Origin of the sequence: Nocardiopsis dassonvillei (genome assembly GCF_964273065.1) — a bacterium.
GTDB classification, from domain to species: domain Bacteria; phylum Actinomycetota; class Actinomycetes; order Streptosporangiales; family Streptosporangiaceae; genus Nocardiopsis; species Nocardiopsis dassonvillei_B.
Genome location: NZ_OZ186815.1, coordinates 872,606 through 886,214 on the forward strand (window position 1 = coordinate 872,606; position 13,609 = coordinate 886,214).

Consider the following 13,609-nt stretch of genomic DNA (forward strand, 5'->3'; position numbering starts at 1 on the left):
CCTTGACTCCCTTCGCTTTGTTCGAAATGATCCGAACAAAGCGAAGAAATGGGTGGCGATGGACGACACGGAGGCCTTCGTCGAGGAGGCCGGGATGTTCTACGAGCGGCTGGGGCTCAGCCGGACCGAGGGCCGCGTCATGGGGTGGCTGCTGAGCGCCCCCGAGGAGGACGCCGACGCCCCGCGGCTCTGCGAGGCCCTGGGCGTGGCCAAGAGCAGCATGAGCGTGTCCCTGCGCAGGCTGGAGCAGGCCGGGCTGGTGGAGCGGTTCCGGCGCACCGGCGAGCGCCGGGACCGGTACCGGCTCACCCGGGACGTCTTCCAGCGCGCCTTCCGCGCGAAGATGGCCGAGTTCGACCGCTTCCGGGCCCTGGCCGAACGCGGGCTGGCGGCGGTGGGCGACGACCCGGCCCGGCGCGAGCGGCTGGAGCTGATGCGGGACATGTACGGGTTCATGGCCGACCGCTTCCCCGGCCTGCTGGACGAGTGGGACCGGCTCCAGGAGGAGGGGCGGCGATGAGGGCGCTGATCGTCACCACCGGGAGCAGGGGCGACGTCCAGCCCTTCGTGGCCCTGGCCCTGGCGCTCGCCCGCGCGGGCCACGGCGCGGTGGTCGCCGCCCCCGGCCGCTTCTCGGCGCTCGCCGGGCGGTACGGGGTGGACTTCGTGCCGATGGACGACGGCCTGTTCGACCTCCAGGACGAACTCGCCCACCGCGGAACGCTGGCCGCCCTCACCTCGGCGCGCCGGGTCGGCCCGGCCATGCGCGCCTGGCTGGACGACGTGGCCGCACTGGCGCAGGCCGGCGGCGACGCCGTCGTCCACGCGCCCAAGGCGCTGGGGGCGGCCGACCTGGCGGACCGGCTGGGGGTGCCCGCGGTGCCGGTGATGGCGATCCCGCTGTACACGCCGACCTCCGCCTTCGCCTCCCCGCTGCTGCCCTTCCGGCCGCCGGGCGCCCTGAACCGGGCGAGCTGGCGGCTGGCCTCGGCGGTGGAGGCGCCCTACCGGGGGATGCTGCGCCGCTGGCGTGCGGAGAAGCTCGCCCTGGGCGGCCCGGTCCCGACCCTGGCGGAGCGCATCGCCTCCGGCGGCGCGGTGCACGCCTGGAGCCGCCACCTGCTGCCCGCCCCCGCGGACTGGCCGGCCTGGGCCGCTCCCGTGGGATCGCTGCACCTGCCGCCGGAGGACGGCCGCACCCTGCCGGAGGACCTGGCCCGCTTCCTCGCGGAGGGGGAGCCGCCGGTCTACGCGGGGTTCGGCAGCATGGTGTCCCGGGACCCGGACGAGCTCACCCGGACCGTCGTCGAGGGGGTGCGGCGCAGCGGGCACCGCGCGGTGCTGGCCACCGGCTGGGGCGCCCTCGCCCGCCGGGCGGACGCCTCGGACGACGTCCTGGTGGTGGACGAGGTCCCGCACGACCTGCTGCTGCCGCACGTGGCGGTCGCGGTGCACCACGGCGGCGCGGGGACCGCCGCGGCCGCGATGCGCGCCGGCGTCCCCCAGGTCGTTCGGCCCTTCCTCGGAGACCAGTGGTTCTGGGGCGACCGGGTCCACCGGGCGGGTGCGGGACCGGCCCCGCTGCGCGGCGCGCTGACCGCCGAGCGCCTGTCCGACGCGATCACCCGGGCCGCGGAACGCACCGGGCGCGCCCGGGCACTGGCCGAAGCCGTCCGCGAGGAGGAGCGCACGGCGGCCGACCGCGCCGTCGAACGCGTACTCACGGCGGTGCGCTGACCGCGGGGGGCGCACCGCCCCTGACCGCCCGACCCGCACCCACGGCGGCGGCCGGACACACGGAGACCGCCGCCCGGGCGGCGGCACGTGGAAGGAGCATCACACCGCGCGTACCCACGGCGGCGGACCGACCCCCTGGGTAGGTCGGCGCCCACCGGCGGACCCGCCGGTCAGCCGTCGGTCCTCCCGGCGGGACCGCACGGGGCCGCGACCACCGGCACCCGGCCGGCGCCCGCCGGCCCGTCTGCCGGGCGGGCGACCGGCTCTTCTCCCCGGCCGCCCGGTGAGCGGTCCGCCGGGAAGGTGTGCCATGGGCACCGCCGGGAGCGACGGTCCGCCCCCGGGCTCGCCCCAGGCCGGGCGCCCACGACCGCCTCCGTCTCCCCGCGGCATGAGCACCGCCGGGAGCGACGGCCCGACCGCCCCGGGTCCCGCCCCCGGCTCAGGTGGTCGCGGCCGCCTCCGCCTCCCACCGGGCGAGGGCGGCGGGGCCGGTGATCTCGTCGAAGCCCAGGGCGAGCGCCCCGCGGACCGGACCGCCGGTGCCGTGGACCGCGTCGGCCACCGGCGGCGGATCGGCGCGGTGGAGCGCCATGAGGCCGCTCCGGTACGCGTCGGCGAACACGTCCGGGGCGGCGGCCCGCAGCTCGGGCGCCAGCCCCGCGACGGTGACCACCTCGGGGTCGTGGAGGTTGACGAGCCCGGCCAGCCCCGCCCCGAGCGCCCGCGCGGTGCGCTCGACCGCCCGCCGGTCCGTGTCCGTCGCCGTTCCGGCGAGGACCCGTCCGACGACCTCGCGGCCGTGGGCGAACGGGTCCTCGGGCGCGGGGTCGCCCCGGTGGCGGGCCAGCGCGCGGCCGTCGACCATGAGGTCCCAGCAGCCCCCGGCCCCGCACGGGCAGGCCAGCTCCGGGTCGCCGAACGGCAGGTGCCCGTACTCTCCCCCGGCGCCGCGGGCCCCGGTCACGGGTCGGCCGTCGACCAGCAGCGCGCCTCCGACGCCCACCGCGACCAGGAGGTGCAGGGCGACGCGCGCACCGCGGGCCGCACCGCCCCGCGCCTCGGCGATCCCGCCCAGCGTCGCGTCGTTGCCGACCAGCAGGGGGGCACCGGAGCCGTCCGCCAGGACGCCCAGGCCGGCCCCGTGCCAGCCGCGGGTGGAGAACTGCAGCAGCCGGGTCCCGCTGACCGCGCCCGCCACCGCGGCGACCACCGCCCGGACCCGGCCGGGCTCGCCGCGCACGGCGGAGGCGACGGCCCCGGCCACCTCGGGCAGGAAGCCCGACGGGTCCCTGTCGCCGTAGGAGCCCGCGGCGACCTCGGTGACGGCACCGCCCAGGTCGCCCAGCAGCACGCGCCACCCCGCGGCCCGCAGGTCCACCACGGCGGCGAGCGGGCCCCGCGGGTGCGCACCCAGCACGGTGGTCGGGCGGCCGCGGCCGCCGCGGCCTGCCCTGTGCTCGGCCAGCAGCCGGGCGCCGCGCAGGCGCTCGACCAGCTCGGCGGCCGCACCGCTGGCCAGGGCCAGGCGCCCGCAGGCCTCGGTCCGGGTGATCCCGGGTTCGGTGTGCACCAGGCGCAGCAGCTCCGAGGCGGTGGACCAGCGCAGGCGCGCCGCACGGGACATCCGGTCTCCGGTCACGTCTGGTGGTCCTTCCGTCGGGGAAATATACTCGTGCTCCGAGTAAAAATACCGCAGGGAGGCCCGATGAACACGGACCCGTCCACCCGCACCACGGTCGAGGTCGACGCCGTGCTGTTCGACATGGACGGCACCCTGGTGGACTCGACCCGGGTGGTCGAGGACGTCTGGGCACGGTTCGCCGAGCGCCACGGCGTCGTACTCGCCGACCTGCTCGCGTACTCGCACGGCAGGCGCACCCGGGACACGCTCGCCCGCTTCCTGCCGCCGGGGCACGACCCGGACGCGGTGGCCGAGGCACTGGAGGACGAGGAGACCACCCGCACCGACGGCATCACCGAGATCCCCGGGGCGCGCCGCCTGATGGAGCGGCTGCGCGGCGCCCGCACCGCCGTGGTGACCTCCGCCTCGCGCCCGCTGGCCGCGGCCCGCCTGGCCGCCGCGGGGCTGCCGGTGCCCGACGTCCTCGTCACCGCCGAGGACGTGGCCGCCGGGAAACCCGACCCGGCCGGCTACCGCGAGGCGGCGCACCGCCTCGGCGTCGCCCCCGAGCGCTGCCTCGTCCTGGAGGACGCCGAGGCGGGCATCCGGGCGGGCGTCGCCTCGGGCGCGCGTACCCTCGTCGTCGGCGCACACAGCTCACCGAGCACGCGGGGCCTCGACCGCGTCCCGGACCTGCGGTCCCTCGACGCCACCGCCCTCCCCCACGGCGGCGCGGGCCTCGACTGGCCCCGCGCCCTCCGGTAGACCGCGTTCGGCACACCCGGTCACCGGACGTTCCCCTGGTGGTCACGGGAACCGCGCCCGGCGTTGCCCTCCTTGGGGTCGCATTGTCCCGGAGCCGGTGCACCGGCTCCGGGGGCTGAGCGCGCCGGGTCCCCCACCCGGAGCAGCGCCACCGCCCGCCCGCACCGCGCGGGCGGACTCCGCCCCCTGCCGGAGCGGGGGTGTCGGCCCCGCGGGGCGAGGCCCCCGCAGCACCCCGCGTCGGCGGACAGGAGGAAGGAACGGCCGTGACGGATATCGGGACCCCGCGAGGGCTGCGCGGAAGGTCGGTCAAGGCACTGGTGCCCGCACCGACGGTGTCGCTGGTCATCCCCGCTTACAACGAGGAGGCCACCATCGAGCGGTGCGTGCTCGCCGCGGTGCGGCAGACGCGCGCGCCCCGGGAGATCATCGTGGTCGACAACCGCTCGACCGACGGCACGGCGGCGATCGTCGAGCGCCTGGCTGCGGAGCACCCCAACTCGGGGATCCGGCTCCTGCGCCAGTTCGACGCCCAGGGGCTGGTCCCCACCAGGAACGCGGGGTTCGCCGCGGCCCGGGGCGAGGTCCTCGGGCGCATCGACGCGGACTCCGTCATCGCCCCGGACTGGGTGGAGAACGTCTCCCGGGTCATGAGCGACCCGACCGTGGGCGGCCTCACCGGCCCGGTCACCTACTACGACGTCCCCCTGTTCGGGTCCTCCCCCCTGTCCGACGACCTCGTGCGGCGCACCCTCTGGCACCTGGGGCGGCGCTGCCCGTTCCTGTACGGCAGCAACATGGCGATCCGGGCCGCGGCGTGGAAGGCCATCGAGCACACCGCCTGCCGGGACCACGACGACGTGCTGCACGAGGACATCGACCTGGCCGTGCACCTCAACCAGGCCGGCATCCGCGTCGCCTACTCCCGGCGGATGCGGGCGGGGGTCTCCGCCCGCCGCCTGGACTCCTCCCCGTCGTCGTTCCGCGCCTACACCCACCGATTCGACGCCACGTACACGAGCCACGGCCTCGACCACTGGACCCTCCGGGCGCCGCGCCACCTCCTCCAGGGGCTGTTCTGGGGGCTGTACTCGATGTCCTCCCTCACCCCCTCCCGCCGGGCCGCCCGTACCGCGGAGCGCACCGGCGCCGCCGGGCACGGACACGGCTGACCGGGGCGCCGGGCCGGGGCCGCCGGGCGGGCGTTCACAGCGCGCCGGTGAGGCCGCCCGCGTCCACGGTCAGTGTCGTTCCGCTGATGTAGCCGGACCTGTCCGACAGGAGGAAGACGACGGCCTCGGCGACCTCCCGCGGCGTGCCGATGCGGGCGGCCGGGTTCTTCCTGCGCAGGTCGGCCAGGAGCTCTTCGCGCATGCCGCCGAGCATGGGGGTGTCGATGACCCCGGGGCACACGGCGTTCACCCGGACGCCGTACGCGGCGTACTCCACGGCCAGGGCGCGGGAGAGGCCGACGACCGCGTGCTTGCTCATGGTGTAGGACGCGGACATGCTGTCGGCCGACCTCAGGCCCGCGACCGAGGAGCAGTTGACGATCGATCCGGACCCCTGCGCGGACATGATGGCCAGTTCGCCGCGCAGGCTGTGCCAGGTGCCCTTGAGGTTCGTCTCCACCACCCGGTCGAAGCCGTGCTCGTCGGCCTCGTGGAAGGGGACGCCGCGCAGCGGGCCGTCGCCTCCCGCGATCCCCGCGGAGTTGAACGCGCCGTGCAGCTCGCCGGGCAGTGCGCGTACGCGGTCGAACAGGGCGTCCATGTCGCGCCGGCGGGTGACGTCGGCGCGGACGAACACGGCGCGGTCGCGCCGGTCCGGCCCCAGGGAGGCGACGAGCTCCCTGGCGGACTCCTCGCTGCGGCCGCTGAAGACGACCGTGGCGCCGTCCAGTCCGGCCAGCAGGCGGACCGTTTCCGCTCCGATGCCGGAGGTTCCTCCGACGACCAGGTATTTCATCGCCGGTCGGCTCCTGTCCGCGGGTCGGTGGACACGGTCGCCCGGGAGCGCCCCTCGGGGGTCCCGACGGCCAGGGCGATCCGCTCGGCCAGGTGCGGCAGCGCTTCGGGGTCGTGGGCGGCGGTCACGGTGGTGCGCACGGCGCTGACGGTGCCGGACAGCGCGGGGGTGATGGGAAGGCCGAAGATCCCGGCGGACAGCAGCGCGCCGTGGTGTCGTTCGACCTCGGCGGGGTCCGCGAACAGGAGGGGTACGATCGCCGACCGCGCACTCCCGGTGTCCAGCCCGAGCCCGCGCAGCGACTCCCGCCAGACCCGGGAGTTGGTCCGGAGCCGCCCGACCAGCCTGCCGCCGTCGTCGGTCAGGACCCGGGCGGAGCGGTACGCCGTGAAGGCGTGGAAGGGGGTGAGCCCGGTCGAATAGGCGGCCCCGCGCTTGATCGGCATGCGGTCGAGGAGCTCCCTGGGGCCGGTGATGTAGCCGCCGCCGGAACCGAGCGCCTTGGACAGCGTTCCGGTGTGCAGGGTGTGAGCGGACACCGGACCGCCGAAGTGCTCGGACGCGCCGCGGCCGGTCGGACCGAGCTGCCCCAGGGAGTTGGCCTCGTCGAGCAGCATGAGGCACCCGTGCCGCTCGGCCGTCTCATGCAGGGAGGGCAGGTCGGGGATGTCGCCCTCGATGCCGAACAGCCCCTCGGTGACGATGATCCTGCGCCGGGCCGGGGTACGGGCCCGGAGCAGTCCTTCGAGGTCGCCGACGTCGTTGTGGCGGAAGAAGTCGATGCCCGCCCCGCTGAGGACGCACCCGTCCAGGAGCGACCGGTGCACGCTCTCGTCCACGAGCAGGTGGTCTCCGGGGCCGGCCAGGGCGGGCAGGGCGGTGGTGTTGGCGAGGTAGGCCGAGCTGAAGAGCAGCGCGGCCTCGGTCCCGTGCAGTTCGCACAGGGTGTCGGCCAGCCTCTGGTGCCAGACGGTGTGCGCGTTCACCTCGGAGGACCCGTGGGAGTGGAACGGCAGCCCGGAGGCCAGGAACTCCTCCGGCACCGCGGGATCGGCGTTGCGCGCGCCCAGGCCGAGGTAGTCGTTGGAGCAGCAGTGGGCGAGGGTGCGTTCACCGAAGGAGATCTCGGTACCGGTGACCCGCGTGACCGGGCCCAGCCCGGCGAGTGCCGCGGCGCTCGGGCGGACGGCGGGCGTTGCGGCCTCCGGACGGGCGGCGGGCGCGGAGAGCGCGGCGCGGAGCTCGCGCAGGGTCATCCCCGGGTGCGGTCCGGGGGTGCTCCACCCGAGGCGCCCGCCCGCGAGTCTGCTGGTGAGGGCGACGAACCGCAGCGACCCGATCCCCAGGCGGTCGAGGGGGACGTCCTCGGGGGGATCGGCGAGGCCGGTGTGGCGGCGGACGAACTCGACGGCCGTGTCCGTGCCGGACGCGGTGGCTCCCGGGCCGTCTGCGCGGAGCCGCTCCCGGGCCCGCCTGCGCAGGGCCTCCAGGTCGATCTTGTGGTTCGCGGTCAGCGGCAGGGCGCGGTGCGTGACGATGTGGTGGGGCACCGCGTGGCCGGGGAGCAGCTCCGCGAGGAAGGAGCGGAACCTCTCCGGGGAGAACTCCACGGTCTCGTCCCCGGGGACGACGTACGACACGAGCGTGGCGAGGCCGTCGATGTCGAGGGCGACGGTCGCGGCGTCGACCACCAGCGGGTGCGTCCTGCACGCGGCGCTCACCTCCGCCGTCTCCACCCGGTGACCGGAGATCTTGACCTGGCCGTCGGCCCGGCCGAGGCCGATCAACCCCAGGTCGGGCGTGCTGTGGCCCGTGTCCCCGGTCAGGTAGGCGCGGCGGGCCCGAAAGGCCCCGGGCAGGGAGTCGCGGAAGCGCTCGCGGTCCGTTTCCGAGGCGTTGAGGTAGCCCAGTGCGAGCTGGTCGCTGACCAGGGCGATCTCGCCGGTCTCGAAGGGGAGGCGGGGAGCGCCTCCGCCGTGTTCGACCACGAGGGCCTCGACGTCCTTCATCCCGTGTCCGAGCGGGATGACGGCGGGAAGCCCGGAGATCTCCTCCGGTGAGCGGGGGACCTCGAAGTAGGCGACGGCCCGCTGGGTCTCGGTGGAGCCGTAGAGGTTGAGGATCCGGGCGCGCGGTGCCGCGCGCCGCAGGCGCAGGGCCTGGTCCCGGGTGAGGGGGGAGCCGACGGACAGGTGCAGCCGCAGGTCGGGCAGGCCCCCGTCGCCGAGGTCCATCGCCGCGAGGAGGACCGGGTTGAGGCAGACGGCCCCGATGCGCTCGCGGCGCAGCCACTCGGCGAGCCCGGCCGGGCGGCCCGGCAGGTCCTCCTCCGGCACGACGACGGTACCGCCCAGGAACAGCGGTGTCATCACGTCCCGTTGCAGGGGGTCGTGGCCCAGAGCGGAGCACATGCCGAACCGGACGCCGGCCAGCGGCCCGAAGCGGCGGTCCATCCAGTCGTAGAAACGGGTGAGGGAGCCGTACCGGCCCGCCACGGCCTTGGGCTCGCCGGTGGTCCCGGAGGTGAAGGTGACGACGGCGCAGTCGTCGGGGGAGAACTCGTCCGCGACCTCACCGAACGGGGGCGCCGGGGCCGATTCCGCGGCCCCCACCTGTGCGGAGTCCATGACCGGGACGGCGTTCAGCGCCGCTCCGCGTCCGGCGAGGTCGATGACCAGGTCCGGGGAGAGGGCCTTCGCGCAGGCTCCGAGGTAGGGGTCGGGGTGGCGGGGATCGACCAGTGAGACCGCCGCCCCGGCCCTGAAGGCGGCGAGGAGGACCGCCACCAGGTGTTCGTCGCGCCGGGGAAGGACCAGGACCCGGGATCCTCTCCCGAGGCCCCGGTCGCGCAGCGCGGCGGAGAGCGCCGCGGCCCGCCCTGCGAGCTCTGCGTAGGTGAGGTCGGTACCGGGGGTGGACACCGCGAGCCGGTCGGGATGGCGGCGCGCCAACGTCCCGAAGCGTCCGACGAAGCCCTCCGCGGGACCGTCCCCGTCCGGCGGGACCGCAGCGGAGGAGGGCGCCGCGAAGGCCCTCCGCATCGCGGCCTCGCGCCTCCCCCGGTCGTCCAGTTCGTGCCGGGGCAGCCCGGCGAGTGCGCGCACGGCCCTCTCCACGACGCCGCCGAGTCCTCCCAGGACCCGCTCCGACGAGGGAACGCACACCTCCACACCCGTGCCCGCGGCCCCGGAGGAGAGAACGAAAGCGGTGCGCGGCGCCGCTCCGCCCGACGGCATCGCGGGATAACGGTCGGCGTCGATGATCAGGTGCGCCGCACCGGAATCGACCGCAGAGCCGCCTCCGTTCTCCCCCAGGACGGCCGTTCTCCCGGGAAAAGCACCGTCGAGGAGTTCGTGGAGTTCGCTGATGGCCCGCAGCACATCGCTCTTGCCCAGGTCGACGGAGAAATGGTATGAGTCGACGCCCTCCTCGGAACGGCCGCCTCCTGACACCCGAAATCCGGGACTCTGCGCCGGTTCGGATGACGGGGTTTCGGAGCCCCCCCGGATTTCCTCTTCAAGAAACGTACCGTCGTGCTGCACCCATCACTCCCTGACCAGATTCAACACACTTCTCCCCTGTGTCCACCCCGAAAAATATCCTCTTCCCGATCTGTTTGTAACCCTCCGAAAAGGGAAGATGATTCTCACTGCCACGCCCGGCATTTTGTCTGCGAGGTGACGGAACAGGTGCCCGAGGAGCCGAGGTCGCTGGACGAACACCGCAAGCTGAACACGGAGTTCACAGCCGTGGAGGAGCTCGAGAAGCGCATAGGTGAATCGGGTGTCGAGCACATCCACTACCAGACCGCAACGGTCAGCGGAAGGGTGGTGGGAAAAACCGTTCCCGTCCGCCACCTGAAACGCAGCCTGGAAACGGGAGTTCAGCTGATCAGGACCGTTCTCGCCGACCTGCGCACCGACGGCGCGGGTATTCCCCTCGGCGGCGGGGAGAACGCCCGGGAGTTCGTCGCCGTACCCGACCTGGACACCTTCGCGGTACTGCCGTGGGACACCGCCTCGGCCCGCTTCCTGTGCCGCCTGTACGAGCCGGAGCACGGGCCGGAGGAGACCGCCGGACGGCCGCTGCCCACCGACGCGCGCGGCAACCTGCTGCGCCTGCACGCCGGCTTCACGGCGCGCACGGGCCTGGAGATGCGCAGTGGCTGCGAACTGGAGTCCACCTGGGGCGGAGCCGGCGAGGAGGCGGAGTCCCGGGTGTCCCCGGCCTTCCACGCCGACTCCCTGGAGCGGCTGCGGCCGGTGTACCGGCGGATCGTCGCCTACGGCCAGGCGATGGGGCTGGACATGGTCGAGGGCGGCCACGAGGGGGACACCGGCCAGCTGGAGATGAACTGGGCCTACGACCGGGCCGAGCGCACCGCCGACCGGATGGTCTCCTACCGCCAGATCTGCCGACAGGTCGCCCGGGAACTCGGGACGGCCGTCACTTTCATGCCCAAGCCGCCGGGAAAGGGCCTGGGGAACGGCTGCCACCACAACGTCAGCCTGTGGCGGGGGGAGGAGAACGTTTTCTCCCACCGCGGGACGACGCGTCTCCACCTGACCGAGACGGCACGCCGCGCACTCGGTGGGGTCCTCCACCATTCCGCCGCGATGACGGCGGTCCTGTGTCCCACCGTGAATTCCTACAAGCGCCTCCTCCAGGGAAGCGATTTCACGCCTTCCCGGGTCGACTGGGGCCGGGAGACGAAGACCTGCGCCGTCCGGCTCCCCGCGAACGGCCGACTCGAGTTCCGGCTCCCGGACGCGCTGGCCAACCCTTACCTCTCCCATGCCGTACTGCTCGCCGCGATGGAGGACGGGATCAGCACGGGGATCGACCCCGGCCCCGCCAAGGGGGAAGGAAAGGGAACGAAGTCTTTCACTCCCCTTCCAGAGGACCTCGGACGGTCACTGGAACTTTTCTCAAAAAATCCCGTGATCACCGGAGCATTCGGCCCGGAGTTGTCCGGTCTCTTCCTTGAAGTGAAATCCGAAGAATGGCGGAGATTCCGCGCCTCCGTCACCGACTGGGAGACAGCCGAATACGTCGACGCGGGCTGCTGAGGTTTTCTCGGAGGCCGAGTTCAACGTCTCTGCGGACCAGGCGTGGAGTGGACCGCTCCGGGTACGCGCGGACTCCGCCGGTAGGGGGTCACGCCGGGTCCGGCAGGTCCATGAGCGCGAGTTCGGCCGGGTCGACCACAGCGGTCATCTCCGTGATGCGGCCGTCGGCGACGGTGAAGACGAGGAGGGAGAGCGGAGTGCCGTCCTCGCTCCAGGAGATGACGCCGGGGCGGCCGTTGATGCTTGCCGCGTGTCCTCGTGCCGCGCTGCCGGCCACTCGCGCGCGTGTGGCGACTTCGGTGGCGCCGAGCGTGACGAACGTGCCGTTCGGGGTGTGGACGGTGAACTTCACTTCGGGGTGGAGAACCTGCAGCAGCTGCTCGAACCGGCCATCGCGGGCTGCGGCCAGGAAGGCCTGGACCACCTCGCGTTGTCGTCGTCCGGCGCTTGCCGGCTGCTGGGCGGCCTGTACCTTCCTGCGGGCGCGGCTGGCGAGCATTTTGGTCGCGTCGGCGGATTTGCCGAGGATGGTGCTGATCTCGCCGAAGGGCACGGCGAACACGTCGTGCAGCACGAACGCCAGTCGTTCGTCGGGGCGCAGCGAGTCGAGGACTGTGAGAAGCGCTAGGCCGACGGAGTCCCCGAGTGCCACGAGGTCTTCCGGAGCGGGAGCGTCGTCGAGTGTCACGGTGAATTCGGACAGCCGGTCGTCGAAGGAGACCTCTGGGCGCGTCCGGCCCGACCGCAGGACGTCGAGGCTGATGCGGCCGACCACGGTGGTCAGCCAGCCGCCGAGGTTGTCGATGGTGTCGGTGTCCTGGCGGGAGAGCCGCAGCCACGCCTCTTGGACCACGTCCTCCGCATCGGCATGTGATCCGAGCACGCGGTGGGCGACGGCGCGCAGCCGGTCACGGTGGGACTCGAAGGCATCGACGATCGAGTCCGCGGGGTGGGTGTCGGCCATGGTGTTACCTCCCTGGAAGCTGCTCCGTCATAGGGATGACGCGCACAGGCGCCGCAACGTAACCCGATGAAGGAGAGCACTCCCACATGGAAAACCGGCTCAAGGACAAGAACACGAACAATCCCGATATGTGGACCGCGGTCCAGCACCTCCAGAAGGCGATCGCCGCCGGGGGTGTCGACCCGAAGCTGCTCTCGCTGGTCCACCTGCGCGCCAGCCAGATCAACGGCTGCTCGGCATGTGTCCACGCCGGTGTCTCCGGAGGGAAGAGGGCCGGTGACACCGAGGAGAGGCTGCACAATGTCGCAGCGTGGCGCGAGGCGCCGTTCTACACCGACGCGGAACGCTCGGCACTGGCGCTGGCCGAGGCCGCCACCCGGTTGCAGGATGGTGCGCCGGGTGTCACCGACGAGATCTGGGAAGAGGTCAACGCCCACTTCACCGAGGAGCAGATCGGCGCGATCAACCTGGAGATCGCGCTGACCAACTTCTTCAACCGGATCAACCGCACCATCAAGGAACCGGCCGGCAAGAGCTGGGGCTGAGCCCAGCGTGGCTCTCACCCGCCGAGGCTTCGCCAGTGGGTGGGAGCCACGGGGTCGGGCAGGCGTGAAGCCCTGGTAGGACCGCTCTGCCAAGATCATGTCCGCTCGAACCAGGGGCTTCACCTTGGTCACTTGTGCTGCCGCGCTCGACGTACCACGCCACGTCGTCGGGTTCCTCGCCCGGCCGCCGGCCGCCCGCCGGCGCAGGATCGGCACGCCGAAGCGCTCTCGCGCCCTGGGCCCGTTCCGCCGGGCGGTACCGGTGCTGCGCTGGTTCCGAGAACACGGCCGCGTGCACTGCCCGGTCCGGGATGCCGGGATCTCGTAGGCCACCGGCTACCGCTACCTCCATGAGGGCATCGGCGTGCCGGCCGCCCAAGCTCCTGATCTGCACGAGGTGTTGGACCTCTGCCTCACCGAGGGGATGACACACGTGGTGCTGGACGGCACGCCGATCGCCTGCGACCGGCTGGCCAGGGTCCGTGATAACGGCAACGACCTGTGGTTCTCCCAGAAGCACAAGAGCTTCGGCGGCAACATTCAGTTCCTGGCCGTACCGGACGGCACCCCGCTGTGGGTCTCCGGTGTCGAGTCGGGCTCCACTCCAGACATCACCGCAGCCCGTATCCACGTGCTGCCCGCGCTGTACAAGGCCGCCGCCGACGGGCTTCCCAAGCTCGCCGACAAGGGCTCCACTGAGCCTCGGCCTTGGTGGAAGCGGAGTCGGAAGCCCTCTCATTGCCTTCGATCTCGTTCACCCACCGGCCGACCATACCGGCTGGTGCGGATGTCTCCCTGGGCCATACAGACCTCCTTCCCAGGGCCCCCGGCCCCCGGCAGCATCCCGGGTGATAGGACAAAAGTCGTTGCCACGTCGCTGGGGTGAACACCGGTCGGTCAACCCGCTGGCTGACGGTCCAGGTCGGTGATTGCCTGG

Annotated in this window: 11 protein-coding genes; 7 read left to right on the forward strand and 4 right to left on the reverse strand. The window is 73.3% G+C overall.

The features are described 5' to 3' along the window. Positions 1-58: 58 nt before the first annotated feature. Both ACSUPR_RS04195 and ACSUPR_RS04200 read left to right on the forward strand, forming a co-directional pair. On the forward strand, positions 59-520 hold the full coding sequence (locus ACSUPR_RS04195) for a GbsR/MarR family transcriptional regulator (RefSeq protein ID WP_436889586.1): 462 nt from the start codon (positions 59-61) through the stop codon (positions 518-520). Continuing rightward, a complete protein-coding gene (locus ACSUPR_RS04200) occupies positions 517-1,737 on the forward strand; it encodes a glycosyltransferase (protein WP_436889587.1) in 1,221 nt (406 codons plus the stop codon). Before ACSUPR_RS04195 ends, ACSUPR_RS04200 begins: the two co-directional genes overlap by 4 nt. A gap of 442 nt (positions 1,738-2,179) precedes the next feature. On the opposite strand, the gene ACSUPR_RS04205 is transcribed toward ACSUPR_RS04200, so the two are convergent. Next, positions 2,180-3,379 (reverse strand): ROK family protein, encoded by a 1,200-nt coding sequence (locus ACSUPR_RS04205; protein ID WP_436889588.1) that lies wholly within the window; start codon positions 3,377-3,379, stop codon positions 2,180-2,182. Positions 3,380-3,445: 66 nt separating this feature from the next. On the opposite strand from ACSUPR_RS04205, the gene ACSUPR_RS04210 reads away from it, so the two are divergent. After that, complete coding sequence (locus tag ACSUPR_RS04210; protein WP_436889589.1) at positions 3,446-4,126, forward strand: HAD-IA family hydrolase; 681 nt, start codon at positions 3,446-3,448, stop codon at positions 4,124-4,126. A gap of 266 nt (positions 4,127-4,392) precedes the next feature. Further along, positions 4,393-5,298 carry a glycosyltransferase gene (locus ACSUPR_RS04215; RefSeq protein ID WP_436889590.1) on the forward strand — a complete coding sequence of 302 codons (906 nt, stop codon included), beginning with the start codon at positions 4,393-4,395 and terminating at the stop codon, positions 5,296-5,298. A 34-nt stretch (positions 5,299-5,332) separates the two neighbouring features. Here the strand turns inward: ACSUPR_RS04215 and ACSUPR_RS04220 are convergent, their stop codons facing one another. Both ACSUPR_RS04220 and ACSUPR_RS04225 read right to left on the reverse strand, forming a co-directional pair. Further along, positions 5,333-6,094, reverse strand: coding sequence for an SDR family NAD(P)-dependent oxidoreductase (locus tag ACSUPR_RS04220; RefSeq protein WP_436889591.1), 762 nt, complete (start codon positions 6,092-6,094; stop codon positions 5,333-5,335). Continuing rightward, on the reverse strand, positions 6,091-9,546 hold the full coding sequence (locus tag ACSUPR_RS04225; protein ID WP_436889592.1) for an aminotransferase class I/II-fold pyridoxal phosphate-dependent enzyme: 3,456 nt from the start codon (positions 9,544-9,546) through the stop codon (positions 6,091-6,093). Before ACSUPR_RS04225 ends, ACSUPR_RS04220 begins: the two co-directional genes overlap by 4 nt. Positions 9,547-9,771: 225 nt before the next feature. Between ACSUPR_RS04225 and ACSUPR_RS04230 the strand changes: the two genes are divergently transcribed. Then, positions 9,772-11,163 (forward strand): glutamine synthetase family protein, encoded by a 1,392-nt coding sequence (locus ACSUPR_RS04230; protein WP_436889593.1) that lies wholly within the window; start codon positions 9,772-9,774, stop codon positions 11,161-11,163. Between the two features lie 88 nt (positions 11,164-11,251). Here ACSUPR_RS04230 and ACSUPR_RS04235 read toward each other — a convergent pair whose 3' ends face one another. Next, a complete protein-coding gene (locus ACSUPR_RS04235) occupies positions 11,252-12,127 on the reverse strand; it encodes a sigma-70 family RNA polymerase sigma factor (protein ID WP_436889594.1) in 876 nt (291 codons plus the stop codon). Positions 12,128-12,255: 128 nt separating this feature from the next. On the opposite strand from ACSUPR_RS04235, the gene ACSUPR_RS04240 reads away from it, so the two are divergent. Together ACSUPR_RS04240 and ACSUPR_RS04245 are read left to right on the forward strand one after the other, a co-directional pair. Further along, complete coding sequence (locus ACSUPR_RS04240) at positions 12,256-12,672, forward strand: carboxymuconolactone decarboxylase family protein (protein WP_436889595.1); 417 nt, start codon at positions 12,256-12,258, stop codon at positions 12,670-12,672. A 433-nt stretch (positions 12,673-13,105) separates the two neighbouring features. Next, a complete protein-coding gene (locus tag ACSUPR_RS04245) occupies positions 13,106-13,558 on the forward strand; it encodes a transposase family protein (RefSeq protein ID WP_436889596.1) in 453 nt (150 codons plus the stop codon). Positions 13,559-13,609: the final 51 nt, after the last annotated feature.